General features: G+C 62.5%; 27 protein-coding genes and 3 tRNA genes. 20 read left to right on the top strand and 10 right to left on the bottom strand.

The annotated features are described in order from the left end of the window. Positions 1–31 precede the first annotated feature (31 nt). On the bottom strand, positions 32–1,051 hold the full coding sequence (gene moaA, locus LGT41_RS14555) for a GTP 3',8-cyclase MoaA (RefSeq protein ID WP_274127640.1): 1,020 nt from the start codon (positions 1,049–1,051) through the stop codon (positions 32–34). 95 nt (positions 1,052–1,146) lie between these two features. Between moaA and LGT41_RS14550 the strand changes: the two genes are divergently transcribed. Together LGT41_RS14550 and LGT41_RS14545 are read left to right on the top strand one after the other, a co-directional pair. Next, positions 1,147–2,763 carry an AMP-binding protein gene (locus LGT41_RS14550; protein ID WP_274127639.1) on the top strand — a complete coding sequence of 539 codons (1,617 nt, stop codon included), beginning with the start codon at positions 1,147–1,149 and terminating at the stop codon, positions 2,761–2,763. Between the two features lie 3 nt (positions 2,764–2,766). Beyond that, positions 2,767–4,590, top strand: coding sequence for a cation:proton antiporter (locus LGT41_RS14545; protein WP_274127638.1), 1,824 nt, complete (start codon positions 2,767–2,769; stop codon positions 4,588–4,590). On the opposite strand, the gene LGT41_RS14540 is transcribed toward LGT41_RS14545, so the two are convergent. Together LGT41_RS14540 and glmU are read right to left on the bottom strand one after the other, a co-directional pair. After that, positions 4,587–5,258, bottom strand: a complete 672-nt coding sequence (locus LGT41_RS14540; RefSeq protein ID WP_274127637.1) for a DNA alkylation repair protein — start codon at positions 5,256–5,258, stop codon at positions 4,587–4,589. The two genes, LGT41_RS14545 and LGT41_RS14540, sit on opposite strands and share 4 nt — an antisense overlap. Then, positions 5,255–6,607, bottom strand: a complete 1,353-nt coding sequence (glmU, locus tag LGT41_RS14535; protein ID WP_274127636.1) for a bifunctional UDP-N-acetylglucosamine diphosphorylase/glucosamine-1-phosphate N-acetyltransferase GlmU — start codon at positions 6,605–6,607, stop codon at positions 5,255–5,257. Before glmU ends, LGT41_RS14540 begins: the two co-directional genes overlap by 4 nt. A gap of 80 nt (positions 6,608–6,687) precedes the next feature. On the opposite strand from glmU, the gene LGT41_RS14530 reads away from it, so the two are divergent. Then, positions 6,688–7,353 (top strand): HAD-IA family hydrolase, encoded by a 666-nt coding sequence (locus LGT41_RS14530; protein ID WP_274127635.1) that lies wholly within the window; start codon positions 6,688–6,690, stop codon positions 7,351–7,353. On the opposite strand, the gene LGT41_RS14525 is transcribed toward LGT41_RS14530, so the two are convergent. After that, positions 7,350–8,018, bottom strand: coding sequence for a hypothetical protein (locus tag LGT41_RS14525; RefSeq protein ID WP_274127634.1), 669 nt, complete (start codon positions 8,016–8,018; stop codon positions 7,350–7,352). The two genes, LGT41_RS14530 and LGT41_RS14525, sit on opposite strands and share 4 nt — an antisense overlap. A gap of 119 nt (positions 8,019–8,137) precedes the next feature. Here LGT41_RS14525 and LGT41_RS14520 point away from each other — a divergent pair. Next, positions 8,138–8,211 (top strand) — tRNA-Gly (locus LGT41_RS14520). Between the two features lie 28 nt (positions 8,212–8,239). After that, entirely contained in the window at positions 8,240–9,265 is a 1,026-nt protein-coding gene (locus LGT41_RS14515) for a DMT family transporter (RefSeq protein ID WP_274127633.1), read from the top strand. Here LGT41_RS14515 and LGT41_RS14510 read toward each other — a convergent pair. After that, on the bottom strand, positions 9,262–9,723 hold the full coding sequence (locus LGT41_RS14510) for a hypothetical protein (RefSeq protein WP_274127632.1): 462 nt from the start codon (positions 9,721–9,723) through the stop codon (positions 9,262–9,264). The genes LGT41_RS14515 and LGT41_RS14510 overlap by 4 nt on opposite strands. Before the next feature lie 134 nt (positions 9,724–9,857). Between LGT41_RS14510 and LGT41_RS14505 the strand changes: the two genes are divergently transcribed. The 3 genes from LGT41_RS14505 (at position 9,858) to LGT41_RS14495 (ending at position 14,421) form a co-directional block, all read left to right on the top strand. After that, positions 9,858–10,586, top strand: a complete 729-nt coding sequence (locus tag LGT41_RS14505; RefSeq protein ID WP_274127631.1) for an SDR family oxidoreductase — start codon at positions 9,858–9,860, stop codon at positions 10,584–10,586. An 85-nt stretch (positions 10,587–10,671) separates the two neighbouring features. Further along, positions 10,672–12,444, top strand: coding sequence for an ABC transporter transmembrane domain-containing protein (locus LGT41_RS14500; RefSeq protein ID WP_274127630.1), 1,773 nt, complete (start codon positions 10,672–10,674; stop codon positions 12,442–12,444). A gap of 75 nt (positions 12,445–12,519) precedes the next feature. Then, on the top strand, positions 12,520–14,421 hold the full coding sequence (locus LGT41_RS14495) for an acyl-CoA synthetase (RefSeq protein ID WP_274127629.1): 1,902 nt from the start codon (positions 12,520–12,522) through the stop codon (positions 14,419–14,421). Between the two features lie 50 nt (positions 14,422–14,471). Here the strand turns inward: LGT41_RS14495 and LGT41_RS14490 are convergent. Beyond that, positions 14,472–14,546 (bottom strand) — tRNA-Thr (locus tag LGT41_RS14490). Between the two features lie 167 nt (positions 14,547–14,713). Between LGT41_RS14490 and LGT41_RS14485 the strand changes: the two genes are divergently transcribed. The 12 genes from LGT41_RS14485 to LGT41_RS14430 all read left to right on the top strand — a co-directional run bounded on the left by LGT41_RS14485 (position 14,714) and on the right by LGT41_RS14430 (position 22,527). Beyond that, the gene (locus LGT41_RS14485; RefSeq protein ID WP_274127628.1) at positions 14,714–14,887 is read left to right on the top strand and encodes a hypothetical protein; all 174 of its coding nucleotides are present in this window, start codon (positions 14,714–14,716) and stop codon (positions 14,885–14,887) included. Beyond that, positions 14,887–16,158, top strand: coding sequence for a UDP-N-acetylglucosamine 1-carboxyvinyltransferase (gene murA, locus LGT41_RS14480; RefSeq protein WP_274127627.1), 1,272 nt, complete (start codon positions 14,887–14,889; stop codon positions 16,156–16,158). The genes LGT41_RS14485 and murA overlap by 1 nt, the downstream gene beginning before the upstream one ends. Then, complete coding sequence (locus LGT41_RS14475) at positions 16,155–16,628, top strand: DUF2948 family protein (protein ID WP_274127626.1); 474 nt, start codon at positions 16,155–16,157, stop codon at positions 16,626–16,628. Before murA ends, LGT41_RS14475 begins: the two co-directional genes overlap by 4 nt. 22 nt (positions 16,629–16,650) lie before the next feature. Next, positions 16,651–17,964, top strand: coding sequence for a histidinol dehydrogenase (hisD, locus tag LGT41_RS14470; protein WP_274127625.1), 1,314 nt, complete (start codon positions 16,651–16,653; stop codon positions 17,962–17,964). Then, positions 17,957–18,445, top strand: a complete 489-nt coding sequence (locus LGT41_RS14465) for a UPF0262 family protein (RefSeq protein WP_274127624.1) — start codon at positions 17,957–17,959, stop codon at positions 18,443–18,445. The genes hisD and LGT41_RS14465 overlap by 8 nt, the downstream gene beginning before the upstream one ends. A gap of 3 nt (positions 18,446–18,448) precedes the next feature. Further along, positions 18,449–18,913: an arsenate-mycothiol transferase ArsC gene (locus LGT41_RS14460; RefSeq protein ID WP_274127623.1), complete on the top strand. Its 465-nt coding sequence runs from the start codon at positions 18,449–18,451 to the stop codon at positions 18,911–18,913. A gap of 48 nt (positions 18,914–18,961) precedes the next feature. Further along, the gene (locus tag LGT41_RS14455; protein ID WP_274127622.1) at positions 18,962–20,203 is read left to right on the top strand and encodes a DUF3754 domain-containing protein; all 1,242 of its coding nucleotides are present in this window, start codon (positions 18,962–18,964) and stop codon (positions 20,201–20,203) included. A gap of 126 nt (positions 20,204–20,329) precedes the next feature. Next, on the top strand, positions 20,330–20,548 hold the full coding sequence (infA, locus tag LGT41_RS14450; protein ID WP_274127621.1) for a translation initiation factor IF-1: 219 nt from the start codon (positions 20,330–20,332) through the stop codon (positions 20,546–20,548). Continuing rightward, complete coding sequence (locus tag LGT41_RS14445) at positions 20,548–21,117, top strand: Maf family protein (RefSeq protein WP_274127620.1); 570 nt, start codon at positions 20,548–20,550, stop codon at positions 21,115–21,117. The genes infA and LGT41_RS14445 overlap by 1 nt, the downstream gene beginning before the upstream one ends. Then, positions 21,114–22,163: a ribonuclease E/G gene (locus tag LGT41_RS14440; protein WP_274127619.1), complete on the top strand. Its 1,050-nt coding sequence runs from the start codon at positions 21,114–21,116 to the stop codon at positions 22,161–22,163. The genes LGT41_RS14445 and LGT41_RS14440 overlap by 4 nt, the downstream gene beginning before the upstream one ends. Continuing rightward, positions 22,160–22,327 (top strand): DNA gyrase inhibitor YacG, encoded by a 168-nt coding sequence (locus tag LGT41_RS14435; RefSeq protein ID WP_274127618.1) that lies wholly within the window; start codon positions 22,160–22,162, stop codon positions 22,325–22,327. The genes LGT41_RS14440 and LGT41_RS14435 overlap by 4 nt, the downstream gene beginning before the upstream one ends. A gap of 125 nt (positions 22,328–22,452) precedes the next feature. After that, positions 22,453–22,527 (top strand) — tRNA-Phe (locus LGT41_RS14430). Between the two features lie 30 nt (positions 22,528–22,557). On the opposite strand, the gene LGT41_RS14425 is transcribed toward LGT41_RS14430, so the two are convergent. Genes LGT41_RS14425 through LGT41_RS14410 form a run of 4 tightly spaced genes read right to left on the bottom strand, consistent with a single transcriptional unit; the run spans position 22,558 to position 25,714 of the window. Continuing rightward, positions 22,558–23,346 carry a dimethylarginine dimethylaminohydrolase family protein gene (locus LGT41_RS14425; RefSeq protein ID WP_274127617.1) on the bottom strand — a complete coding sequence of 263 codons (789 nt, stop codon included), beginning with the start codon at positions 23,344–23,346 and terminating at the stop codon, positions 22,558–22,560. A 60-nt stretch (positions 23,347–23,406) separates the two neighbouring features. Beyond that, complete coding sequence (locus LGT41_RS14420) at positions 23,407–24,183, bottom strand: ABC transporter permease (protein WP_274127616.1); 777 nt, start codon at positions 24,181–24,183, stop codon at positions 23,407–23,409. Further along, complete coding sequence (locus LGT41_RS14415) at positions 24,180–24,932, bottom strand: ABC transporter permease (protein WP_274127615.1); 753 nt, start codon at positions 24,930–24,932, stop codon at positions 24,180–24,182. Before LGT41_RS14415 ends, LGT41_RS14420 begins: the two co-directional genes overlap by 4 nt. An 11-nt stretch (positions 24,933–24,943) precedes the next feature. Further along, positions 24,944–25,714, bottom strand: coding sequence for a transporter substrate-binding domain-containing protein (locus tag LGT41_RS14410; protein WP_274127614.1), 771 nt, complete (start codon positions 25,712–25,714; stop codon positions 24,944–24,946). Positions 25,715–25,729: the final 15 nt, after the last annotated feature.

Genomic DNA, 25,729 nt, shown 5'->3' with positions numbered 1-25,729 from the left:
AATTCAGATAATTTTCACGCGATTGTGTCTTTTAGCCGCCAGTATGGCTCATATGGCGCGACATTTCGCCCGCAACCTTCTGGCGCGAGTAATCAAAGTCATGGCCTTTGGGTTTGCGCGCTATGGCGTTGCGGATTGCCGCATAAAGCGGGGCATTATCGGGGTTGGCACGCAGCACGGCGCGCAGATCGGCATCGTCCTCCTGCCCAAGGCACATGTAAAGCTGGCCTGTGCAGGTCAGCCGCACGCGGTTGCAGCTTTCGCAGAAATTATGGGTCAGCGGGGTGATAAAGCCGATACGCCCGCCGGTTTCGGCAACCTGCACATAGCGCGCGGGGCCGCCGGTATTCAGCGCGATATCCGTCAGCGTCCAGCGGCGCGCCAGTTCGGCGCGCACATCCGACAGGGGCCAATACTGGTCGAGCCGCATTTCCTCGCCCATATCGCCCATCGGCATGACCTCGATAAATGTCAGATCAAAGCCACGGGCGCCGCACCAGGCCACCATGTCGTGAATCTCGGAATCATTGGTGCCTTTCAGGGCTACGGCGTTGATTTTTATGGAAAGTCCGGCAGTAACCGCCGCCTCGACCCCTTCCATGACCTGGCTGAAGCGGCCCCAGCGGGTGATGGCCTTGAACTTGGCATCATCCAGCGTATCAAGCGAAACATTGATGCGCTTCACCCCGCAATCGGCCAAATCCTGCGCATATTTCGCAAGCTGGCTGCCATTGGTGGTCAGGGTCAACTCGCGCAGCGCGCCACTGGCCAGATGGCGCGACATGGCTTCGAAATAGGTCATGATTCCCTTGCGCACCAAAGGTTCGCCGCCGGTAATGCGCAGCTTTTTTACGCCGAGCGAAATAAAGGCGCTGCTCAGCCGGTCCAGCTCCTCAAGGCTAAGCAATTCGGCCTTGGGCAGAAAGTTCATGGTCTCGCTCATGCAATACACGCAGCGAAAATCGCAGCGGTCGGTGACCGATACGCGCAAATAGTCAATGCTGCGCGCGAACGGGTCGATGAGCGGTGCCTGTGTCTGTGCCTGTGTCATGGCCAAAACCTATGCCCGCGCGGGGCCAAGGGCAAGCGGCAGATATGACGCAGCAAATCACTTTACCTTCATGTGCCATAAGATAAGGTGCCGCGATGATAAGCCGACCCCTTGTAACCCCTGGCCGTGACTGGGCCGAAATGCGCGCTGGTTTTAGCTGGCCGCGCCCGGCATGGTTCAACCTGGCCGAGGTCTTGTGTGACCGTTGGGCGCGGGCAGAACCCGAGCGCCGCGCATTGACCTATCTGCGCCCCGATGGCGAGGTGCGGCACTATAACTACATCCAGCTTGCGCGCGCCTCGTCGCGCTTTGCCAATGCGCTGGCGGGCCACGGGCTGAAGCGCGGCGACCGTGTGGCGCTGCTGTTGCCCCAAACCCCCGAGGCTGTTCTGACGCATCTGGCCGCCTATCGGCTGGGCGCGGTTGTGGTGCCGCTATTCACCCTGTTCGGGGCCGACGGGCTGCAATTCCGTCTGGCTGATAGCGGCGCGCGGATGCTGGTGACAGACGGGGCCAACCTGCCCAAGGTTCTGGGCATACGCGACCAGCTTCCGGCGCTTGAGGCGGTGTTTTCCATTGATACCCGCGAGGGTGGCGCGCATGGCTTCTGGCAGGAACTTGGCAAGGCGGCCGATACCTGCCCGCTGGCCGATACCACGCCCGATGATCCGGCCTTCATCTCCTATACCTCTGGCACAACCGGCCCACCCAAGGGCGCGCTGCACGGCCACCGTGTTTTGCTGGGTCATCTGCCCGGCGTCGAAACCCACCACAACTTTCTGCCCCAAAAGGGCGATTGTATGTGGACGCCCGCCGACTGGGCCTGGATGGGCGGGCTGACCAATGTCATGATGCCCGCGCTTTACCACGGTGTGCCGCTGATCGCGCATCGCAAGGCCAAGTTTGACCCCGAGGCCGCCTTTGCGCTGATGCGCGATATGGGCGTGCGCAACACCTTTCTGCCGCCCACCGCGCTGAAGCTGATGCGCAGCGTTGCAAATCCACCTAAGGTGAACCTGCGCAGCGTGGGTTCGGGCGGCGAGGCGCTGGGCGCCGGTCTGGCAGATTGGGGTCGCGCGGTGCTTGGCACCACCATCAACGAGTTTTACGGCCAGACCGAATGCAACCTTGTGCTGGGCAACAGCCACACGGTATTTTCCCCGCGCCCCGGCTCTACCGGCCGGGCGGTGCCGGGCAGCGATGTGGCCATTCTGAACGCGGCAGGCGCGGTGCTGAGCGCCGGGCAGTCTGGCGAAATTGCCGTGAAGCGCGGCGCTTTGCAAATGTTCCTTGGCTATTGGAACCAGCCCGAAAAGACCGCAGCCAAATTCAGCGGCGACTGGATGCGCACCGGCGATGAGGGGCGGATGGACAGCGAAGGGTATTTCTTTTTTGAAAGCCGCAGCGATGATGTCATCACCTCATCGGGCTATCGCATCGGCCCGAGCGAGATTGAAGATTGCCTGACCGGCCATGACGATGTGGAAATGGCCGCCGTGGTTGGTGTGCCCGACCCTGTGCGCACCGAGATTGTCAAAGCCTATGTCGTGGCGCGGCGCAATGCGGGCGATGCTTTGGCCGCCGCGCTTATCGCGCGCGTGCGGCTGCGCATTTCGCCGCATGTGGCCCCGAGAACGGTTGAATTCGTCGAAAGCCTGCCAATGACCGCGACCGGCAAGATCATGCGCCGTGAACTTAAAGCCAGGGGATAGAACATGGATACAGTTTTGATGTTTGCCACGATTGGCGCGCTGGGTGTGGGCGCGCAATGGCTGGCCTGGCGGCTGCGCCTGCCCGCCATCGTGCTGATGCTGGGCGCCGGGCTGATAGCCGGGCCCGTGCTTGGCCTGCTCAACCCGGCTGAAGACTTCGGCGAGCTGCTCGGCCCGATCATCGCCATTGCCGTGGCCATGATCCTGTTTGAAGGCGGGCTCACGCTCGATTTCAAGGGCCTGCGCGATGCGCGCCCCGCCGTGCGCCGGCTGGTGTTTCTGGGCGCGCCATTTGCATGGGTCCTGTCGGCCGCCACGGGCCATTATGCAGCCGGGCTGTCCTGGGAAAGTTCTATCGTCTTTGGCGGCATTCTCATTGTCACCGGCCCCACGGTTATTGCGCCCATGCTGCGCCAGGCCAAGCTGGCCCGTCGCCCGGCAGAGGTTTTGCGCTGGGAAAGCATTTTGAACGACCCGGTCGGCGCGCTGGCCGCGGTTCTGGCCTTTGAAGTGATCACCGCGCTCAGACGCAGCGAAAGCCTGCTGGAAGCCGCCGAGCGGCTTGCGCTGGGCATCGTGCTGGCAACGGTTGCGGGCTATATCGGCGGATGGGTCATCGCGCGGGCCTTCCGGCGTGGCTGGGTGCCGGAATATATGAAAGTGCCTGTGCTGCTTGTGGCCGTTCTGGGCGTTTATGCCAGCACGGATTCCGTTTTGCATGAAAGCGGGCTTCTGGCGGTAACGGTCATGGGGGTGTTCATTGGCAATGCCCATCTGCCCAGCGCCAACGAGATCAAACGGTTCAAGGAACATATCACCGTGCTGCTGGTCAGCGGGGTGTTCATCTTGCTCGCCGCCGGTCTGAATGCCGAAATGATGGCCGCGCTCGACTGGCGTGCCGCGCTGTTTGTGGTGCTGATCGTGTTCGTCATGCGCCCGGCCAGCGTGCTGCTGGCGCTTTTGGGCAAGGATATGCCCTTTCGTGAAAAGCTGATCGTGGGCTGGCTGGGGCCGCGCGGCGTGGTCGCCGTGGCCGTGGCGGGTCTGTTTGGCACGCGGCTGGTCGAGCTTGGGGTAGATGATGGCGCTGCACTTGCGCCGCTTTCCTTCGCCCTTGTGGCCACAACCGTTGTGCTGCACGGGTTTTCTGCCGCGCCCTTTGCGCGCTGGCTGGGGCTGACAAGCTCTGAAGTTCCGGGCGTGCTGATCAGCGGGGCGACACCCTGGTCGGTTGCTCTGGCCAGGGCGCTACATGATCAGCAGATTCCGGTGCTTGTGGCCGATCGCAACTGGTTCCATCTGCGCCCGGCGCGCGCCGCGCAGGTGCCAACCTTCTTTGGCGAAATCCTGTCGGAAGCCGCCGAACATACCATCGAGCTTGACCGCTATAGCACGCTGATCGCGGCCAGCGACAATGATGACCATAACACCCTGATCTGCACCGATTTTGCCCCCGAATTCGGCCGCAGCAATGTGTTTCAGATCGGTCGGCACGATATGAAATCTGACAGTCGTGCCGTGCCGAACACGCTGGGCGGGCGGGCGCTGGCGCTGGCGCAATCCAGCGATGTTCTGCGCCAGAAGCTCGATGATGGCTGGCGCTTCACGGTCACCGAACTGGGCGAGAATTACACGCTCGACACCTATCTGGCCGACCGGCCCGAAGCAACAATTCTGGCGGTGATCAGGGGGGCGGGGCTGCAATTTCTCAAGCCCAACCAGCCGATCAAGGCGCCGGATGGCGCCAGGGTGCTGGCCTTCGTGCCAAAATCCGCGCAGCCGGGCGCCGCCGCGCCAAAGGATGAGGCCAAAGCCACACCGACCTAGGCCAGATGGCGCGCCGCATCCTTGCGGGCAAAGGCTTTCATCGCCGCGCCATGCGTGGCCAGAAAGGCGCGCACGGGGGCTGCGTCGTGCTTTGAAAGCTCGCGCAGCCACCAGGCGATGGCCTTCTGGATGAACCAGTCCCGATCCGGCACATAGCCCGCCGCCCAGCCCAGCACGCGGGCACGAATGGCGCGGTCGGCATCGCTCGGGTGGTTTTGCTTGGTCCAGGGCAGGGTGGCAACAAGTGCTGCGCGCCGCACCCACATGTTTTCATGGCGGGTCCAGCTTTCAACCTCGTCCAGCCGTGCGGGCTGTGCCACCAGCCGCCGCCCGATGGCGCTGCAGGCATGGTCGGCCAGCGCCCAACTGTCAAACCCCGGCACCCAGCGGGCAAGCTCGGCCCAGGCCAGCGGCTCGCCCTCTTTCATGCGCGCTTGCGTCAGCAGGCTGGCAGCCGCAAGGCGGGCCTCGAAAATATCGCTGTCCCACAGGCTTGCGGCCAAATCGACGCGCGCGGCCAGGCTGCGGCTGGTGCGCCATGTGCGCGCAAGCTCATGCACCTCGGCATTGGGCAGGCCCAGCACGGGGCGCGTGGCCTTGTGATAGGCCGCCATCTGCGCGGCGCGTTCGGGGTTGGCGCGGGCTTTCAGCTCTTCCAGCGGGGTCATGGGCGCTTGCCTGCCGCCTTCATATCGCGCAGCCGCGCCATGAGCCGCGCACCCAGGCCGGGCTTGTTTTCCTGGCGTGCGCGTGACAGGGCCAGATCGCCCGCCGGCACATCGCGGGTGATGACGGAACCGGAACCAACCATCGCGCCCGCCCCGATGCGCAGGGGCGAGACCAGGGCCGAATTCGAGCCGATGAACACATCCGCACCCAGAACAGCCTGATGCTTGAACACCCCGTCATAATTGCAAAAAATAGTGCCGGCGCCGATATTGCTGCGCGGCCCGATCACGGCATCGCCAACATAAGACAGGTGGTTCACCTTCGCGCCTTCGGCAATTTCGGCGGCCTTGATTTCCACAAAATTGCCAATGCGCGCATCAACGCCAATATCGGCCCCGGGGCGCAGGCGGGCATAGGGGCCAACCACGGCACCGCTGGCCACATGGCAGCCTTCAAGGTGTGAAAAGGCGCGAATGCGCGCGCCGCTTTCCACGCTGACACCGGCTGCAAAAACCACATTCGGCTCCACCACCACATCGCGGCCAAGCGCGGTGTCTTGCGAAAACAGCACCGTGTCGGGGGCTTGCAGGGTAACGCCGTCTTCCAGCGCGTTGCGCCGCGCGCGGGCCTGAAAGGCGGCTTCGATTGCGGCGAGGTCGGCGCGGGTGTTCACGCCTTCGGTTTCATCGGCAGGGCATTCGACCACAGCGCAGGCATGGCCAGCAGCACGGGCCAGCGCCACGATGCTAGTGAGATAAAGCTCGCCGGTCTGGGCCGAGGGCTCAAGCGCGCCAACTAGTTCAGCCATAAGGCGCGCATCGCCCAGCATCACGCCGCTGTTGCACAGGGTCAGCGCATAGGTTGCGGCATCGGCATCCTTGGCCTCGACAATCGCCTCCAGCCTGCCATCATCGCCCAGCACCAGGCGCCCATAGCCGCCCGGCGGGTTCTGAAAGCCAAGGACGACCAGCGCCGCACCCGCCGCGCGCGCCGCCTGCATTCGGGCAATGGTTTGCGGGGTAATCAGCGGCGTGTCGCCATACAGAACCAGCGTATCGCCCTCGAACCCAGCAAGGGCGGGCAGGGCCTGGGCCACGGCATCGCCGGTGCCAAGCATGTTTTGCTGCGTGGCGATCAGCACATCGGGGTCGATATCCCGGGCCGCGGCGGCCACCTGATCGCCGCCATGCCCGACCACAACCACGATGCGCGCGCTGTCAAGCTGGCGGGCCGTGGCCAGAACATGCGCCAGCATCGGGGCGTTGCCCACCTCGTGCAGCACTTTGGGCAGGTCCGATTGCATTCGTTTGCCTTGCCCGGCGGCCAGAATAATGGTTGCGAGTGCCATTTTACCTCTCCCTCACTTGTGGCGGTTGTAGCAGGGGTGCCGGGCAACTAAAAGCATCTGCAAACGGGCAAGGAGAAATCATGCGCAGCGCGATATTTGACCTGGACGGCACCTTGGTTGACACCAGCGCCGACCTAATGGCCGCCGCCAATGCGGTATTTGCCGATTGGGGGCTGGCCGCGCGGCTGGGGCCCGAGGATGCGGTAACCGCCTTTGGCGGCGGCCGCGCCATGCTGCGCGCCGGGCTGGCGCGCGCGGGCCTTTCGGCAGACGAGACGCGGGTAGATGCGGGATTTGCACCGTTTGTTGCGCATTACCGCGCAAAAATAGACCGGTTCAGCACTGTTTACGAGGGGGTGGAAGACACGCTGGCCAGCTTGCAGGCACAGGGCTGGAAGCTGGGCATTTGCACCAACAAACCGCAGGATCTGGCCGATATGCTGCTTGGCCGTCTCAAGCTTGCGCGTTTCTTTCCGGTGGTCATCGGGGCCGATGCGCTGGCCGTGCGCAAACCCCACCCGCTGCATTTGACCGAAACCATTTCCCGGCTGGGTGGCGATGCGCGCCGCGCGGTGCTGGTGGGCGATACGGTAACGGATTATGACACCGCAAAAGCCGCCAACCTGCCCAGCATTCTGGTAACGTTCGGCCCGAATGCCGCCGCCTGCCGCGCGCTCAACCCCACGGCCCTGCTGGAAAGTTACGCCGACCTGCCGCCGATACTGGAACGGCTGGTGCCCGCCTAAGGCCCGGTGCGCTTGAAATCGACCACGGCGTTTACATCGCAAATGCCCAGAATATCCATAACCACTTCCGAGCGGACATAATCCTCGGTTTTCAACTCGGAGACCCAGTTGACACTGACCTGGCCTGCCGCACCCAGATCGGGCATGGTCATCACGCCGGTGAAGTAATTCTCATTCACCATAGTCCATTGAATGGGATTCGGCCCGAAACCGGATATCTTTCGGGGGTGGAATTCCTGCTCCCAGCGCATCTGCCGCTGTTCGGCAACGCCGTCGAGCATGGGGTTCACCATCGTCTCAACCCCTGCCGGGCAATTGGCGCCAATGCTGCGCGCCCCCACCGTGCCCAGCCATGTGCCATCGGCCGGGATGATCGCCGGAAACAGTGCAAGCTCGCATTCGCCCGAACCACCATAAAGCAAATCAAGGTCTTCAACCGACATCCGCGTCCAGCTTAGCGTGCCTTCAGACCCTACCAAAACCGCCTCGCCTTCGCCTTCCGGCGGATCTTCGCCAAGGGTGATGCGCGCCTCCTCTTCGGTGAGGTCGGTCAGAAGGCAGCTACAGCCGCCCTCGCCGCATTCGGCAAAAACCACATTGCCTTCGGCCCAAACGGGCAGGGCGAAAACCGTAAAAATGGCACTGATGCTCAAAAACTTCTGCATTGTTTTCACCTTTTCTGTTCAATCCGCAAAAGCTACACCATTTTGCCGCCCGCTGGCTACTTGCACGGCGCGCATGGCCTTGACCATTGAAGCGTTGTGAAATATCCACCGCCCTGAGCGCGGGTGTTGTGTAATGGTAAGACCCTAGCCTTCCAAGCTAGAGACACGGGTTCGATTCCCGTCACCCGCTCCAATCTGTTTACTGACAAAGGTGTCGCGATTTGGCGCGACAGGTCGGCTTTGGGCTGCGCCTGTGGGTGCAAAACATACAGGTCTTCATGTCTTCCGCCCTTGCCACCGATAATGCACGCTTTGCCATTACCTGCGCGCTTGGCGCATCTTTGGTGTTTTCCATCAACGATATTGCCGTGCGCTCCTTCTCCTCGACACTGCCCTTGCACGAGGTTGTGTTTGTGCGCAGCATCGTCGGGCTGGCCTTTATCATGCTGGTTCTCTCACCGCGCGGCATGTGGCTTGGCATGTTCCGCACCAAAAACCTGCGCCTGCAACTTGTGCGCGGCATGTTTGTCGTGACCTCGAATTTTGCATTCTTTGCCGGGCTTGCCGTGTTGCCAATGGCCGATGCCAGCGCGATATTCTTTGTTGCGCCATTGGTCATAACCGGCTTTTCGGCCATTTTTCTGCGCGAGGCGGTGGGCATTCGCCGCTGGTCGGCGCTGCTGGTCGGGTTGTTTGGCGTGATGCTCATCATCCGCCCGGGCACAACCAGCTTTCAATGGGCGGTGCTGTTGCCGCTTAGTGCGGCGGTGGCCTATGCGGGGCTGCACACGCTTACCCGCAAGATTGGCCAGCGCGATACGGCGCTGACCATGTCGGCCTATATCCAGCTTGTGTTCATAATCACCTGCATCGGCATGGGGCTGGTCTTTGGCAGCGGCTGGATGGATGGCAGCGGCGGGCGTGTCGGCGCGTTCATCTTTCGCGCCTGGCAAATGCCCACATTGGGTGAATTCGGGATCATGGCCATTGCCGGGGCCTGCAGCGCCTTTGGCGGCTATCTGATCACCCAGGCCTATCGTAGCGCCAGTGCGGGGATTGTGGCGCCGTTTGAATATTCCGCACTGGTGCTGGCCACCGTCTGGGGCTTTGCCTTTTGGGCCGAGGTGCCGGGCTGGCTGTCGATTGCCGGGATCGTGCTGATCATCTGTTCGGGGGTGTTCATTGCGCTGCGCGAGGCGCGCCAGGACCTGCCCGCAAGTGCGCGCCGCGCCGCTGGCCGCCGCTAACGCACAACACCACAGGTGTAAACCGTGCGCGTGCCTTCGTGCTGCAACAGGGCCACGCCGCTGACCCTGTCAACCGTATAGGTCCATTCGCGCACGGGGGCATCGCCATCGCCCGTGCCCTGACCGCCCCAGAATTCAATGGTCAGCGGGGCGATGCGCATATAGGTAATGCCACCGACATTGCCAAAGGCCTCGGCCTCGGAATTGGTGACGCGTTGCAACCGCCCGGTGGAAAACTCTGACAGGCCATAGCCGCTATCGGGTGCGCAGGGGGTCAGGCCGCGAATGAAACGCGCGTCGATGCAATGCAGTTCAACCCCGAACACCGATTGGCGCCACAAATCCAGCGTGATCGGCGCGGCGTTATTGGCAAGGCAAACCACAACAATCGCGCGGCTTTGTGCAGTGACCAGAAGTGGTAAAAGCCAAAGAAACAATACCGAAAAAACCAAACGCACGCCAATTCTCCTGCTTAACACCCCAAAGCCGCGCCGCGCGGGGGCATTGACCAGCCGCTATTGTGCGTGGATTGTAGCCCGCTGATCAATGTATAACCCGCCGCATCGGCGGCTCTTGGCCGAAGGAGAGGCAAATGAATCGCCTGAAGGGAAAAACCTGTCTTGTAACCGCCGCCGGGCAGGGGATTGGCCGCGCCGCGGCGCTTCGGCTGGCCGCAGAAGGTGCGCGCGTTATCGCAACCGACATCAACACCCGCCTGCTTGACAGCCTGACGGCGCTTGAAACCGCGCAGCTGGATGTGACCCGCCCCGGCGAAATTGCCGAATTCACCGCCGCCATTGGCCCGGTCGATGTGCTGTTCAATTGCGCGGGCATTGTGCATCGGGGCAACGTGCTTGACTGCAGCGAAGCGGATTGGGATTTTGCCTTCGATCTGAATGTAAAGGCTATGTTCAGCATGATCAAAGGCTGCCTTCCGGGCATGGTGGAACAAAAAAGCGGCTCCATTATCAACATGTCATCGGTTGTATCAAGTCTGCGCGGTGTTTTGAACCGCTGCGCCTATGGGGCCAGCAAGGCGGCGGTGATCGGGCTGACCAAGTCTGTCGCCGTCGATTTTGCAAGCCGGGGCATTCGCTGCAACGCCATCTGCCCCGGCGCGATTGACAGCCCCAGCCTGCATGACCGGCTTGCAGAGGCCGGGGATTTTGACGCCGCAAAGCGCGATTTCACCGCCAGCCAGCCCATGAAGCGGCTCGGCACGGTTGACGAGGTTGCCGCGCTGGTTGCCTTTCTGGCCAGCGACGAGGCGGCGTTCATGACCGGCCAAACCCATGTGATTGATGGCGGCGGGGGCAACTAAGCCCGGTGCCCAGGTTGTGCTTTCGCCAATCGCGGCATAAATGTGCTGCGGATCACAGCAACAAGCAGCACAGGCGGGGCGCGGGATGAGCGATATTTCGGATGACGGGGCATCGCGCCCGCGCGCAAAATCGGTGCGCCCGTTGCGCCAGCTTGCCCCGTTCCTGTGGCCCTATCGCGGGCTGATGTTTGCCGCACTTTTTGCGCTGTTGCTCACGGCCGGGCTATCGCTTGCCATGCCGCAGGCTGTGGGTTTGGTCGTCGATGGTTTCGGCGCCGATGCCGCCGCCGCGATTGACCGCTATTTCATGCTGGCCATTGCCGTGGCCGCCCTGCTGGCGCTGGGCACGGGCTTGCGGTTTTACCTTGTCACGCGGCTGGGTGAACGGGTCATCGCCGATATTCGCCGCGTGGTTTATGACAAGGTCATCGGCATGTCACCGGCGTTTTACGAGCGTCTGATGACCGGCGAAGTGCTTAGCCGCCTGACCACCGACACAACGCTGGTGCTGTCGGTCATCGGCTCGTCGGTTTCGGTTGCGCTGCGCAATGTGCTTATTTTCTTTGGCGGGGCGGGGTTCATGCTGGCCACCTCCACCAAGCTCAGCGCCATTGCGCTGCTGCTGGTGCCCCTGGTCATCATCCCGATTCTGACGCTTGGCCGGCGCTTGCGCAAACTGTCGCGCGAAAGCCAGGACCTTATTGCCGAAAGCTCGGCCATCGCCTCGGAAACGCTGCAAGCCGCGCAAACCGTGCAGGCCTATACGCATGAAACCGTAAGCCGTGGCCGGTTTTCCGATGTGACTGAGCGCGCCTTCGGGGCGGCCAAGCGCCGCATTACCACGCGCGCGCTCATGACCGTCAGCATCATCTTCATGGTGTTTACCGGCATTGTTGGCGTGCTGTGGCTTGGCGCGCGCGATGTGCGCTCGGGCGTCATGTCGCCCGGTGATCTTACGCTTTTCGTGATCTACGCGGTCATGGTTGCGGGCGCGGTTGGGGCCCTGTCCGAGGTTTGGGGCGAATTGCAGCGCGCAGCAGGTGCCACCGAACGGCTGGTTGATCTGCTCACCGCCGAAGACCCGATCAAAGACCCGCAAGCCCCCGCCAAACTGCCCGCGCGCATTGCCGGGGCAATCGGGTTTCAGAATGTCAGCTTCCGCTACCCGGCCCGGCCCGAAGCCCCCGCGCTGAGCGGCTTCAACCTGAGCATCCAGCCCGGCGAAACCGTGGCGCTTGTTGGCCCTTCGGGTGCGGGCAAATCGACCGTATTCCAGCTTTTATTGCGGTTTTACGATGCGGATCTTGGCGAAATCACGCTTGACGGCGCCCCGCTTGCCAGCCTGCTGCGCCATGACTTTCGCCAGCAATTCGCGCTTGTGCCGCAAGATGCGGTGATCTTTGCCACCTCGGCGCGCGAGAACATCCGCTTTGGCCGCCCCACGGCCACTGATGCCGAGGTTGAAGCCGCCGCCAAAGCCGCCGCTGCCGATGGGTTCTTGCGCAAGCTCCCCGAAGGCTATGACACTTTCGTGGGCGAGCGTGGCGTGATGCTTTCGGGCGGGCAAAAGCAGCGCATCGCCATTGCACGGGCCATCTTGCGCGATGCGCCGGTGCTTTTGCTCGACGAGGCCACCTCGGCGCTGGATGCCGAAAGCGAAGCGGCGGTGCAGGTCGCGGTTGATGCGCTGGCGCAGAACCGCACGACGATTGTCATCGCGCATCGTCTGGCGACCGTAAAGAAGGCCGACCGGATTGTCGTGCTTGAAGACGGGCAGATCGTGGCCGAGGGCACGCATGATGCGCTGGTCAGCCAAGGCGGGCTCTATGCACGCCTGGCGCGGCTTCAATTCACCTAACGCTGCGATAGACTTGCACCATCGGGAAATTCTCTCCATCCTTGAAAGAAAAAGGAACCTTGGGAGGGGTAACCGGTGCAGAACCACATTTCCACAATGGCCGACGTGCGCGCTGTCGAGGCTGAAAAGACCTATGCCGAACGTGTGGGCGAGCGCACGCTGTTTGAACAGATCACCAGCACCGAAGCCGCGCATGGCGCGCGCCCGGCGGTGACATTCCAGCTCCGCTCTGGCCCAAAGGAGCCGGCGGAAACCCTGAACTGGACCCAGCTCAAAGCCAGGGTTGCCCAGACCGCCAACCTGTTTCGCAGCCTTGGCGTGGGCGAAAAAGATGTGGTCGCCTATATTCTGCCCAATTGCAACGAGGCGGTTCTCAGCTTTCTGGGCGGGGCTACGGCGGGCATTGTGAACCCGATCAACCCCACGCTTTCGCCCGAGCATATTGCCGCCATTCTGCGCGAAACCAAGGCCAGGGTCGTGGTCACGCTGGCCCCGTTCCCCAAGGCCGATGTCGCCCAGAAGGTGGATGCGGCCGTGGCGCTTGCCCCCAATGTGCAGACCGTTTTGCAGGTGGATCTCAAGCGATACGCAAAGCCGCCTTTATCGTGGATTGTCAGCCTTATACGGCCAAAACTTCAGGTAACACACAAAGCAAATATCGCCAGTTTCGAGGCCGAGGTCGCCCGCCAGCCCGAAACACTGAGCTTCGCGGAAAACCTGAGCGACCGCATTGCCGCCTATTTTCATACCGGCGGCACAACCGGAATGCCGAAGGTTGCGCAGCACCGGTTTTCGGGGATGCTCTATAACGGTTGGTGCCCGACAGACCAGATCATCGCAGAAGACGATGTCATGTTCTGCCCGCTGCCCATGTTCCATGTGTTTGCCGCCTATCCGATATTGATGACCTGCGTGCGTTCCGGCGCGCATATGGTCATGCCCACGCCAGCGGGCTATCGCGGCGACGGGGTTTATGACAATTTCTGGAAGCTTCTGGAACGCTATGGCGTGACCTTCATGGTGACGGTGCCAACGGCGGTGGCCAAGCTGGTGCAGGTGCCGGTCAATGCCGATGTGAGCAGGCTGAAATACGCGCTGTGTGGTTCGGCCGCGCTGCCGGTGGAATCTTTCCGCAAGTTCGAAAAGACCACCGGCGTCAAAATTCTCGAAGGCTATGGCATGACCGAGGCGACCTGCCTTGTGTCCATCAACCCGGCTTTTGGTGAAACGAAAATCGGCTCGGTCGGGCTGCCCTTTCCCTATTCAAATGTGCGCATTCTGCACTGCGCCCCCGATGGCAGCATCATCAAGGACTGCGCCACCGACGAGGTGGGTGAGATTTGTGTGCAAAACCCCGGTGTGATTGCGGGTGCAACCTATCTTGATGCCGACAAGAACAAAGGCCTGTTTGCGGGTGGCACGCATTTGCGCACCGGCGATCTGGGCCGCATCGATGCCGATGGGTTCATCTTCATTACCGGCCGCGCCAAAGACCTGATCATTCGCGGTGGCCATAACATCGACCCGGCGGTGATTGAAGAAGCCCTTGCCGGGCATGATTGTGTGGCGCTGTCCGGCGCAATCGGCCAGCCCGACGCGCATTCGGGCGAGGTTCCATGCGTTTATGTTGAACTGGCTGCCGGTAAAACCGTGACCGAGGCTGAATTGCTGGAATTCGCCACCAAACATATCGACGAGCGCGCCGCCGTGCCGAAACATGTCGAAATACTGCCCGAACTGCCCAAAACCGCCGTGGGCAAGGTGCTGAAGAACGAACTGCGCAAACTCGCCATCGCCCGCATCTATGCCGGGGCGCTGGAAAAAGCCGGTGTCAACGCCAGGCTGGTCGAGGTCTACGAGGATAAGAAACGCGGCCTCGTCGCGCGCCTGTCACGCACCGGCGAGGATGTCACCGACGAGGCTGTTACAGCCGTTCTGGGCAGTTTCGCCCGCCCGTGGGAATGGCAGGACGGATAGAGGCAACCAGACACGCCCCCAAAAGGCCGGCTGCTTCAAATGTCCGGAACTGGTGCTGCCGGAGAGATTTGAACTCTCGGCCTCTCCCTTACCAAGGGAGTGCTCTACCCCTGAGCTACGGCAGCATCGAGCCGCGTTTTACTGGATGCGCCGCCAAGTGCAAGAGCTTTTATCGGCTGCCCTTGGGGAAAAGTGCAGATAGCGCGCGCCTGCCTATAGGCATGGGCTGTCTTGTGCCTTATCTGCTTTGCTTGACTGGACCAATCCCAATGGCTTGCGCTAGAAGGGCGGCATGAGCAGCAAAAAACCGGATCAGGGGCAGAATGATGCCGCAGCGGCCCGCGAAGCGCGGCTGGCCGCCGCCTTGCGCGCAAACCTGCACCGCCGCAAGGCACAGGGGCGTGCGCGCAAAGCGGAAAGCGCGGATGACGCCCCGAATGACCCTATAAAGAAAGATGACACCTGATGGACCGAATCATAGTCACCGGCGGCAAAGAGCTTTCGGGCCAAATTCCCATTGCGGGGGCCAAGAATGCCTGTCTTGCGCTGATGCCGGCCACGCTGCTCAGCGATGAGCCGCTGACGCTGACCAACGCGCCGCGCCTGTCGGACATCAAAACCATGTCGGCGCTGCTCTCCAGCCTTGGGGCCGAGGTCTCGTCCCTGCAAGATGGCAAGGTGCTGGCGCTGTCCAGCCATGACATCCACAACCATACCGCCGATTACGAGATCGTGCGCAAGATGCGCGCCTCCAACCTTGTGCTTGGCCCGATGCTGGCGCGGCTTGGCCATGCGATTGTATCGCTGCCCGGCGGCTGTGCGATTGGCGCGCGGCCGATGGATATTCATATCGACGCGCTGGAAATGCTGGGCGCCGTGATCGAGCTGAAAGACGGTTATCTGCACGCCAAGGCCCCGAACGGGCTGAAGGGCGCGACCATTCCTTTGCGCTTTGCCTCTGTCGGCGCCACCGAAAACGTGGTCATGGCCGCAACGCTGGCCAAGGGCACGACCGTTTTGCAAAACGCCGCGCGCGAGCCGGAGATTGTCGATCTGGTTTCCTGTCTGCGCAAAATGGGTGCGCAGATCGAGGGCGAGGGGACAAGCACCATTACCATTCAGGGCGTCGACCGGCTGCACGGCGCCACGCATCCGGTTGTGACCGACCGGATCGAGCTTGGCACCTATATGCTGGCCCCGGCCATTGCGGGGGGCGAGGTTGAGCTGCTGGGCGGGCGGCGCGCGCTGGTGGGTGCTTTTGCCGACAAGCTGGAGGCCACCGGCATCGAGATTACCGAAACCGAAGCGGGCCTGAAAGTGCGCCGCGCCAATGGTCGCGTGCAGGCGGTGGATGTGAAAACCGAGGTTTTCCCCGGCTTCCCGACCGATTTGCAGGCGCAGATGATGGCGCTGCTCTGCACGGCCAACGGCACCTCGGTGCTGGAGGAGACGATTTTCGAGAACCGTTTCATGCACGCGCCTGAACTGATGCGCATGGGCGCCGATATCGAGGTGCATGGCGGCCATGCCACGGTGAAGGGCGTGGACCGGCTGAAAGGTGCGCCGGTCATGGCGACCGATCTGCGCGCCTCGGTCAGCCTTATCCTTGCCGGGCTGGCGGCCGAAGGCACCACCATTGTCAGCCGCGTCTACCATCTGGATCGGGGCTATGAGCGGGTCGAAGCCAAGCTTTCGGCTTGCGGTGCGCAGATCACCCGTGAAAAGGAGCCACAATGAGCGACGACGCACGATTTGAAGACGGTGCCGAAAAGCCGCTTGCGCTGCGCGCCGAAGCGCCGGATGACCTGGCCGTTATGGCCGCCCTGTTGCAAGACGCGGTTGGACAGCTTGCCGAAGTCAGCTGGCAACCGAAGCGCCACCGCTTCGCGCTGCTGCTGAGCCGGTTTCGCTGGGAGGACAGCCCCCGCGCCAAACGCGCCCGCCGCAGCTTTGAACGTGTGCGCAGCCTGCTGGTGTTTGACGGCGTGCTTGCCGCGCGCAGCGATGATCTGGCGGCCAGCGGCAAGGATACCGTGTTCGCGCTGCTCGACATCACCTGGCAACCGGGCGCAGAGGGGGCAGGCCAGCTTCAGCTTATCCTGTCGGGCGATGGCATCATCGCGCTGGACTGCGAATGCCTCGATGTGACCCTGACCGATGTGGCCCGCCCGCACAAAGCCAAATCCCTTCCCGACCACGACGGCTGACCCCGCAACTGGAACCCTGCCAATGCCGCTGCACCTTTCCGCTGCCGACCCCGACTTCGCGCAACGTTTTACCGCCTTTCTGAACGCCAAGCGCGCGCAGGAGGCCGATGTCGATGCCGTGGTCGCGGGCATTCTTGCCGATGTCGAGGCGCGCGGCGATGCGGCCGTGCTGGAGCTGACCGCGAAATTCGACCGCTTGCAGCTTCGCGCCGAAACGCTGGCCTTTACGGCGGCTGAAATGGAGGCCGCCATTGCCAGCGTGCCGGCCCCCGAGCGTGCAGCACTGGAGCTTGCGGCATCGCGCATCCGCGCCTATCACGCGCGTCAGCGGCCCGAGGATGCAAGCTGGACCGATGCGGCTGGCGCCACGCTGGGCTGGCGCTGGTCGGCCGTGTCGGCCGCCGGGTTATATGTGCCGGGCGGGCTGGCCAGCTATCCGAGTTCCGTGCTGATGAACGCCATTCCCGCACAGGTGGCCGGGGTCGAGCGCCTGGTCATTTGCGCGCCCACGCCCGGCGGGCAGGTCAACCCGCTGGTGTTGCTGGCCGCCCGGCTTTCCGGCGTGGAAACGGTCTATCGCATAGGCGGTGCGCAGGCGATTGCCGCCTTGGCCTATGGCACCCAAACCATTGCCCCGGTTGATAAAATCACCGGCCCCGGCAATGCCTATGTGGCTGCGGCCAAGCGCCGGGTCTTTGGCCGTGTGGGCATTGACATGATCGCCGGGCCAAGCGAAATTCTGGTCATTGCCGATGGCGACAATCACCCCGACTGGGTGGCGCTCGACCTGCTCAGCCAGGCCGAGCATGACGAAAGCGCGCAAAGCATCCTCATCACCACCGATGCCGCATTTGGCGCGGCGGTGGCGGCGGCGGTCGATGCGCGGCTTGAAACGCTCGAACGCCGCAAGGTGGCGGGGGCAAGCTGGCGCGATCATGGCGCGATCATCACCGTGGACTCGCTTGATCAGGCGGCGGACCTGTCCAACCGCATTGCGCCCGAACATCTGGAATTGCTTGTGGCCGACCCCGAAGCACTGGCCGCCAAAACCACCCATGCGGGCGCAATTTTCCTTGGGGCTTACACGCCCGAAGCGATTGGCGATTATGTGGGCGGGCCGAACCACGTGCTGCCGACCGCCCGCTCGGCGCGGTTTTCATCGGGCCTGTCGGTGCTGGATTTCATGAAACGCACAACCCTGGCGCGGATGACACCCGCCGCGTTGCGCGAAATCGGGCCAAGTGCCGAAACGCTGGCCATTTCCGAGGGGCTGGAGGCGCATGGCCTGTCGGTGCGCGCGCGGCTGAATGTTTTGAACGAGGGGCAGCATGACTGAAACAAACCGCCTGATGGATCTGGTGCTGGATGAGTCCGGCCTGCCAGCCCCCACGCCCGAAATCGAACAAGAACGGCGCATTGCCATTTTCGACCTTTTGGAGCGCAATCTGTTCGGCCTGCCGGGCCGCGACGGGGCAGAGGGGCCAGTTGGCCCGTTCCGCCTGACCCTCTCCATCCGCGAGGGGCGACTGGCCTTCGAGGTTGCTACAGAAGATGGCAGCCAGCAGGCGGCGTTCTATCTGTCGCTCTCGCCGTTGCGGCAGGTCATCCGCGATTATTTCCAGATTTGCGAAAGCTATTATGACGCCGTGAAACGCCTGCCGCCCAACCAGATCGAGGCGATTGATATGGGCCGCCGTGGCATCCATAACGAAGGCAGCCGCGTGCTGATGGAACGGCTCGAAGGCAAGATCATCACCGATATGGAAACCGCCCGCCGCCTGTTCACGCTGATCTGCGTTCTGCACTTCAAGGGCTGAGGCATGAGCAGCCACGCCATCAGCGCGGTTCTGTTTGCCTGCGATCATAACGCGGTCCGCTCGCCTATGGCCGAGGCGATCATGAAGAAATTCTACGGCCAGCGGATCTATGTGCAAAGCGCGGGCGTGCATCATGATATGGAGGTCGATGGTTTTGCCATTGCGGTATGCGAGGAAATCGGCGTGTTTCTGGAGCAGCACCGTTCGCGCAGCTTTGAGGAAATGGAGCAATGGGGCGATGATATCGACAGCTATGACCTTGTCATCGCGCTGTCACCCGCCGCACAGCGCCATGCGCTGGAATATACCCGCATTCATGCCGTGGCGGTGGAATACTGGCCCATTTTCGACCCGACAAATATTGGCAAGGCCCGCGAAGACAAGCTGGCCGTCTATCGCCAGACACGCGACCAGATCATCGCCGAAATTCTGAAACGCTTCGGCCCGGCGGATATGCCCAACGATTAGGCGGCGCGCACCCTTGTGCGGGCGGGGTGCTGCGGGCATTCTGGCGCGATGAACGCCAGCAGTCTTGACCATTACATCCCGATCGCCAAGCACGAGCTGATTGCCGCAATCGTTGGCGAAAACCCCAAGGAAGGGGCGCAGTGCCGCCGGTTGCTGCATTGGCTGGGCCTGCTTTACCATGTGCAGTTTTTCGAACATCAAGAGCAACTCAAAACCAGCTACGAGGCGTTTGACCCGGATTCGCGCTATGGCGCTATGGTCCAGCCCGACCCGGCCGCCTATCGCCGACTGCGCGCCGAATTGGAAGAAACGCTCGATGCCGCCAATTTCAAACGTCTCAGCCGGGTAGAGCTGCGCACGGTCGACCCCAATACCGGGCGGCTTGGCCAGAAGGTGAGCCTGCCCAAAGGCGTGTTTCGCGACATCCGCTTTTATGCGCGCGGCGCGCGAATGCGCAAGATCACCACGCCGGGTTTTCTGGGCCTGCCGCTGTTTCGCCGCAAGATCGAGGTGCTGGGCTATGACCATGTGCTGCTGGCCGCCACCGCCAGCTATGGGCTGAAGGACAAATTTGTCACCACGGCGCGGCTGCGCCCCGGCGCGGTTTATCTCAAGCTGTTTCGCGACATTCCGCAGGGCGATCTGATGACCCTCATCCCCCATGCCCGCATTTCAATGCTCTGGCGTGACCGGATGTTTCTGGGCGTGCCGGCACTTGTTGCCGGCATTCCGCTGCTGCTCAAGGTCGTGCCGGCGCTGTCGGTCATGCTGCTGGTCAGCGGCGCCTATCTGGGCATTTCGGGGCAGGTCGAGGAAGATACCTCCAAGAAAGCCATTGCCGCCGCCGTGGTGCTGGGCGGGCTGATCGGCTTTCTCATGCGGCAATGGACAAGCTATGACCGCCGCGCGTTGCGCAACCAGAAACAGGTGATCGACAACGCCTATTTCAACAAGCTCAACACCAATGCGGGCTGTTTTGACTACCTTGTCGGAACGGCGGAAGATGCTGAACTCAAAGAGGTTTTCCTTGCCTATATCATGCTGGCGCGCAGTGACGGGCCGCTATCCGCGCACGCGCTTGACGCGCTGGTCGAAGACTGGATCGCCGCGCATTTTGATACCTCGATCGATTTTGAGATCGACGATGCGGTGCAAAAACTCCGCAAGCTCAAGCTGGTTTCCGGCCCCGATACGGCGCTGCTTGCCGTGCCGCTGGCCGAGGCTCTGGCCCGCGCCGCGCGTGCATGGCATGATCAGGCACATCGGCTGGGTATGGGGCCACTTGTGTAACATTGCCGCCTATTAAAGCCGCAACCGCCGAATTCACTTGAACTTTGTGCCATTTGGGGCCATTTTCCGCGCGCGCCCGATTGGGCGGCCCCGAGACGGGGCAATTGTAACAAAATCGGAGACCACATGGCCAAGGAAGAGCTTATCGAATTCCCAGGTGTCGTGACCGAGCTTTTGCCGAACGCGACGTTCCGGGTCGAGCTCGAGAACGGCCATGTCATCATTGCCCATACTGCGGGCAAGATGCGCAAGAACCGCATTCGCGTGCTGGCAGGCGACAAGGTGCAGGTCGAGATGACCCCCTATGACCTGACCAAGGGCCGCATCAACTACCGCTTCAAGTAATGCGTCTGGTTCTGGCTTCGGCCAGCCCGCGCCGCCTTGAACTGCTGGCGCAGGTCGGCATTGTGCCCGACGCCGTGCGCCCCGCCGATATTGACGAAACCCCGCTGGCGGGCGAGTTGCCGCGCCCCTATGTGGCGCGGGTGTCACTTGCCAAGGCGCAGGCGATTGCGGCCGACGGCACCATCGTGCTTGCCGCCGATACCACCGTTGCCGTTGGCCGCCGCATTCTGGGCAAGCCCGCAACAGCGGCCGAGGCGGTGGCGTTTTTGCAGCTTATGTCGGGCCGTCGCCACAGGGTGACAACCGGCGTCGCCATTGTGGCCGCTGGCCGTATCTGGCAGCGCGCGGTGGAAACTTCGGTGCGCATGAAGCGCCTGTCCGATGCCGAAATCTCTGCCTATATCCGCTCCGATGAATGGCGCGGCAAGTCGGGGGGGTATGGCATTCAGGGGCTGGCGGCTGCGTTCATTCCCGCCATCAACGGCAGTTATTCCAACGTGGTCGGCCTGCCGCTCACCGAAACGCTGGGCCTGCTGGCCGGCGCTGGCTATCAGGGGGCGCATATATGATCGGGCGCGTTGCAGCAATCGAACGTGGCGAAGGGCGCGAGATGGCCGCGCTCATGCTCGATGGTGAATTGCACGATCTGCTGGTTGATGCAAAGCCAGATGACCTGACCCCGCGCCCCGGCGCCATTTACCGCGCCGTGCTGGACCGCACGCCAAAAGGGATGCATGGCGCATTGGTCAAACTGCCCGATGGCCAAAGCGGATTTCTGAAAGAAACCAAGGGGATTGCGCCCGGCGCTCATCTTTTGGTTCAAGTCAGTTCCACTGCCGAGCCGGGCAAGGCTACACCCGTAACCCGCCGCATTCTGTTCAAAAGCCGCTATGCGATTGTGACGCCGGGCAAGCCGGGCCTGAACATCGCGCGCTCGATCACCGAGTCCGATGCCCGCAGCCAGTTGGGCGATATCGCCAGCGCCGCGATGCAGGGGGTTGATGATGGGCTTGGTCTCATTCTGCGTTCGGCCTGTCTGGAGGCTGAGCCCGACGAGATTGCCGCCGATATTGCCGAAATGCGCGACCTGGCCGTGGCGGTGCTGGCCGAAGAAAAAGCCAAAGGCACCGCGCTGCTGGTCGATGCGCCAAGCGCCGGCCATCTGGCCTGGCGCGACTGGTCCAGCCCCGACCCTGACATTGTGGCCGATCACGAAGGCGCCTTTGCCGCCCATAATGTTTGGGAGGCGATCGAGGCGCTGAAATCGCCGCGCGTCGCGCTTGGCAACAGCGCCTGGATGAGCATCGAGGCCACCCGCGCGCTGGTCGCGGTCGATGTGAATACCGCGGGCGATTTTACCCCCGCCGCCGCCCTCAAGGCCAATATCGCCGCCGCCCGCGCCCTGCCGCGCCAGTTGCGGTTGCGCGGGCTTGGCGGGCAGATCGTGATCGACTTCGCCCCCGGCCCGAAGCGCGACCGTGCCATCATCGAACAATCGCTGACCGCGTCGCTGCGCAACGAGGGCACCGAAAGCCATATCGCCGGATGGACCCCGCTGGGCCATTGCGAGGTGCAAAGAAAGCGCGACCGCCGCCCGCTGGCCGAGCTTCTATGACCTGCCCGATCTGCAAGAAACCGGCCGATGCCGCCTATCGCCCCTTCTGCTCGCGCCGCTGCGCCGATGTCGATCTCGGTCGCTGGTTCAACGAATCCTACACCATTCCCGTGCCCGCCGAAGAGGCGGAGGATGACGCGGAAAGCGGCACGACCGAGACCTGACACCACCACCCGAACCGCCTGTTTCACCACCCGCGAAATTGGCTGCGATATTTAGCTTTTTGACTCTGGACAGCGCGCAACATCTCCCCTAAAACCCCCACACCCAAGGCGATCAGCCTTCCCGTGCCCGGGTAGCTCAGGGGTAGAGCAGTGGACTGAAAATCCTCGTGTCGGTGGTTCAAATCCGCCCCCGGGCACCATTTTCCAGATGTTTGCGGCAACGCGCCCGCCTATACCGAAAACCGCAGCGACATGCAGGACAGGCCGCCATCGACCTTGGCGGCCTCGGTCACGCTGAGGGTGGCCACGTTGTAACCCTCGGTTTCCAGCAGCGCCCTGGTTTTTGGGAAGCCTTTGGCGCAGAACACCTTGTCGTTGAAGCGGATCAGGTTGGCGGCGGGCTCTTCGCCCGCGGGGCAGGTGATGGTGCGGTAGCCGGGGAAGCATCCGGCCAGATCCTGCACCGCGAAGATGGTGGTATCATCCAATATCGCGCAGCCGGTTTTGAAATGCAGGATATGGGCGGGCGTGTTGACCACGCGCAGCGCAAGGCCAAGCGGTTCGACAATTCCGCGCAGCAGATCGACACCCGCTTGGTTTGTCCGCGCCGACAGGCCGACCAGAACCTCGTGGCCGGAAACCAGAATATCGCCGCCATCCACCAGGCCGCCCTCGGGCAGGTCGATTATGTTGTCCGGCCCCAGAATGCGCGCCAAAGCCGCGCGTGCGCCGTCACGCTCGCCAAAGCGGCTGGGCGCACCGGGGCGCAGGATGATCGCCTTGCCCATGATGCACAAAGCCGGGTCTTCCACGAAGACGCTGTCGGGAAAGTCTTCCTGTGCGGGCTCTACCACCACGGTGGCCCCCGTGGCGCGCAAGGCGGCCACATAGGCGGAATGCTCGTCCAGAAAGGCCTGTGCAACCGGGTCGCCACCATCTACCGCGCGCAGCCCGTGGGCCACGCTTTTGCCGGGCTGGCGGCACAGGGCATGGGTGAATTTATACGATGAATGCGGCATGGGCTGGCTCCGTTGAAACTGGGTGAAGGCTACAGGCTAAAGCGGCGCGACACAATTGCGCTAACGCTGGCTGGGCACGCGGTTTTCCACCAGCTTGAAGGCCAGCGCAATCACCCCGGCGATAAGCATATAGACCACGGCCAGCAGCAGCAGGGGTTCGTAAATGATGAACGTATCCTGCCGCACGCGCGAAGAGACCGAGAAGATTTCGACGACCGTGATCGTCGCCACAAGCGGGGTGGCTTTGAGCTGCAAAATCGTCTCACCGCCCAGCGTGGGCAGCACGTTGTGCACCGCCAGCGGCAGCCAGATGCGGCGGAAGATCATGAAGCGCGGCATCCCGAAGGCACGGGCCGCCTCCAGCTCGCCCTTGCGCACGCTCAGGAAGGCGCCGCGCATCACCTCGCCCTCATAGCCCGCAAAAGACAGGGTCAGCGCCAGAACCGCATAGGGCCATGCGGCGCGCAGGTAGGGCCAGAACACGCTGTCGCGGATCCCGTCGATATAGGGAAAGACCGAGCCGAGCCCGTAATAGAGCAGCCAGATTTGCAGCAAAAGCGGCGTGCCGCGGATGATGGTGCAAAACAGCCGCGCGGGCCAGGCCAGATACCACGGCCCCACCGCCTGTGCGAGGCCAAGCGGCACGGCCAGCAGAAACCCAAGCACCACGGTTGAAACCAGCAGCAGCAGCGTTGTCCAGATGCCCTGAACGGCCAGTGGCAGGTATTTGGGCAGCCATGTCCAGTTCAGCGCCACGGCGCACCACACGACAAGGGCGGCGAACAGCACCAGCATGACCAGCCGGTGCGGCAGGAAAAAGGCGCGCAGCTTCATCATGCGCCGCCCCCCTTCATAGAAGGCTGGCCGCGCCGCGCCCATTTTTCGATCCGCCCGAAAAACAGCGCCGAGAGCAGCGTGACCACCAGATACAGCCCGCCCGCCGCCAGAAAGAAGGTGAAATAGGCGCGGGTGCTGCTGGCCGCCTGCCTGGTTTCAAGCGTCAATTCGCTAAAGCCGACAACGGCCAGAAGTGCCGTGTCTTTCGTGGCAATCAGCCACAGGTTGGCTAGGCCCGGAATGGCGAAGGCCATCATCAGCGGCAGGGTCACGCGGCGCATGGCCAGAAACGGGCGCATCCCATAGGCGCGCGCCGCCTCGATTTGCCCCGGTGGCACGGCCAGCATGGCGCCACGCAGAATTTCGGTTGCATAGGCGCCCTGCACAATGCCCAGCACCCAGATGCCCGCCGCCACGCCGCTGATTTCAACCCGCCCATAGCCCCAGGCCAGCGCAAGCTGGTTGATCAGGTCGGTTCCAATGAAATACAGAATGAGAATCAGCACCAGTTCGGGCACGGCCCGCACAACAGTGGTGTAAATGGCGAGCAGATCGCGCGTGATCGGCCCGCCATAAAGTTTTCCATAAGCCCCGAACAGCCCGATGATCAGGCCAAAGCCAAAGGCCCCCAGCGCGATTTGCAGCGAATTTGCCAGCCCGCGCAACAGGTTCATCCCCCAGCCGGGGGAGGAGAGCGACAGCAGGGCAATGCTGTCGCCCAGGCCTAGCCATTCAATCAGGGCCTCCAAGCAGCGGCCCCTTAATTGGCCAGAATGCTTGTGGTGAAGTAGCGCGCGGTAATTTCCTCATGCGTGCCATCGGCGATGATGGCGGCAATGCCCGCATTCAGCGCGGCCAGCAATTCAGAATCGCCCTTGCGCACACCGGCGCCAATGCCAAGGCCGAGAATCGCCTCGTCATTGGCGACAGGGCCAAGGATTGCGCAGCAATCGCCCATGTCCGAGGCGATGAAATCGGCCATTGCAAGGCTGTCGGCCTGGGTTGCATCGATGCGACCGGCAAACAGGTCCTGGTTGGCCTCATCCTGGGTTTGATAAACGCGAATCTCGGCATCGGTGAAATAGGCCTGCGCATAGGATTGATGCGTGGTCGAGGCCTGAACCCCAAGGATTTTTCCGGCCAGACCTTCGGGTGTCGGCGCGAAATCGGCACCTTTTTCAGCCACGATCACCGAAGGCGTGTTGTAATACGGGTCGCTGAAATCGATGGTTTGCAGCCGTTCATCGGTAATCGACATCGACGCCATGATCGCATCGATCTGGTTGCCGGTCAGCGAGGGGATGATCCCGTCCCAGGCCACGGGCACAATCTCGCAGTCCAGTTCGGCGGCGGCACATACAGCGCCGATTATCTCAACCTCCCAGCCTTCCCATTCACCGCTTGCGGTGGGGGCGGCGAAGGGCGGGTAGGGTTCGGCGGCAATGCCAATGCGCACGGTTTGCGCCTGGGCGATGCCCGCCATTGCGACCAGCGCGGTGGCACAGCCAAGCATTATGGATTTGATATTCATGTTAAGACCTCGTGT

This window comes from Abyssibius alkaniclasticus (assembly GCF_020447305.1).
Lineage (GTDB): Bacteria > Pseudomonadota > Alphaproteobacteria > Rhodobacterales > Rhodobacteraceae > Abyssibius > Abyssibius alkaniclasticus.
This window is presented reverse-complemented; position numbering and strand designations above follow the sequence as displayed.

Bases quoted from the DNA above. Each gene is read 5' to 3' on its own strand.
- moaA (WP_274127640.1), bottom strand. From the start codon at position 1,051: ATGACACAGGCACAGACACAGGCACCGCTCATCGACCCGTTCGCGCGC.
- LGT41_RS14550 (WP_274127639.1), top strand. From the start codon at position 1,147: ATGATAAGCCGACCCCTTGTAACCCCTGGCCGTGACTGGGCCGAAATG.
- LGT41_RS14545 (WP_274127638.1), top strand. From the start codon at position 2,767: ATGGATACAGTTTTGATGTTTGCCACGATTGGCGCGCTGGGTGTGGGC.
- LGT41_RS14540 (WP_274127637.1), bottom strand. From the start codon at position 5,258: ATGACCCCGCTGGAAGAGCTGAAAGCCCGCGCCAACCCCGAACGCGCC.
- glmU (WP_274127636.1), bottom strand. From the start codon at position 6,607: ATGGCACTCGCAACCATTATTCTGGCCGCCGGGCAAGGCAAACGAATG.
- LGT41_RS14530 (WP_274127635.1), top strand. From the start codon at position 6,688: ATGCGCAGCGCGATATTTGACCTGGACGGCACCTTGGTTGACACCAGC.
- LGT41_RS14525 (WP_274127634.1), bottom strand. From the start codon at position 8,018: ATGCAGAAGTTTTTGAGCATCAGTGCCATTTTTACGGTTTTCGCCCTG.
- LGT41_RS14505 (WP_274127631.1), top strand. From the start codon at position 9,858: ATGAATCGCCTGAAGGGAAAAACCTGTCTTGTAACCGCCGCCGGGCAG.
- LGT41_RS14500 (WP_274127630.1), top strand. From the start codon at position 10,672: ATGAGCGATATTTCGGATGACGGGGCATCGCGCCCGCGCGCAAAATCG.
- LGT41_RS14485 (WP_274127628.1), top strand. From the start codon at position 14,714: ATGAGCAGCAAAAAACCGGATCAGGGGCAGAATGATGCCGCAGCGGCC.
- murA (WP_274127627.1), top strand. From the start codon at position 14,887: ATGGACCGAATCATAGTCACCGGCGGCAAAGAGCTTTCGGGCCAAATT.
- LGT41_RS14475 (WP_274127626.1), top strand. From the start codon at position 16,155: ATGAGCGACGACGCACGATTTGAAGACGGTGCCGAAAAGCCGCTTGCG.
- hisD (WP_274127625.1), top strand. From the start codon at position 16,651: ATGCCGCTGCACCTTTCCGCTGCCGACCCCGACTTCGCGCAACGTTTT.
- LGT41_RS14465 (WP_274127624.1), top strand. From the start codon at position 17,957: ATGACTGAAACAAACCGCCTGATGGATCTGGTGCTGGATGAGTCCGGC.
- LGT41_RS14460 (WP_274127623.1), top strand. From the start codon at position 18,449: ATGAGCAGCCACGCCATCAGCGCGGTTCTGTTTGCCTGCGATCATAAC.
- LGT41_RS14455 (WP_274127622.1), top strand. From the start codon at position 18,962: ATGAACGCCAGCAGTCTTGACCATTACATCCCGATCGCCAAGCACGAG.
- infA (WP_274127621.1), top strand. From the start codon at position 20,330: ATGGCCAAGGAAGAGCTTATCGAATTCCCAGGTGTCGTGACCGAGCTT.
- LGT41_RS14445 (WP_274127620.1), top strand. From the start codon at position 20,548: ATGCGTCTGGTTCTGGCTTCGGCCAGCCCGCGCCGCCTTGAACTGCTG.
- LGT41_RS14440 (WP_274127619.1), top strand. From the start codon at position 21,114: ATGATCGGGCGCGTTGCAGCAATCGAACGTGGCGAAGGGCGCGAGATG.
- LGT41_RS14435 (WP_274127618.1), top strand. From the start codon at position 22,160: ATGACCTGCCCGATCTGCAAGAAACCGGCCGATGCCGCCTATCGCCCC.
- LGT41_RS14425 (WP_274127617.1), bottom strand. From the start codon at position 23,346: ATGCCGCATTCATCGTATAAATTCACCCATGCCCTGTGCCGCCAGCCC.
- LGT41_RS14420 (WP_274127616.1), bottom strand. From the start codon at position 24,183: ATGATGAAGCTGCGCGCCTTTTTCCTGCCGCACCGGCTGGTCATGCTG.
- LGT41_RS14410 (WP_274127614.1), bottom strand. From the start codon at position 25,714: ATGAATATCAAATCCATAATGCTTGGCTGTGCCACCGCGCTGGTCGCA.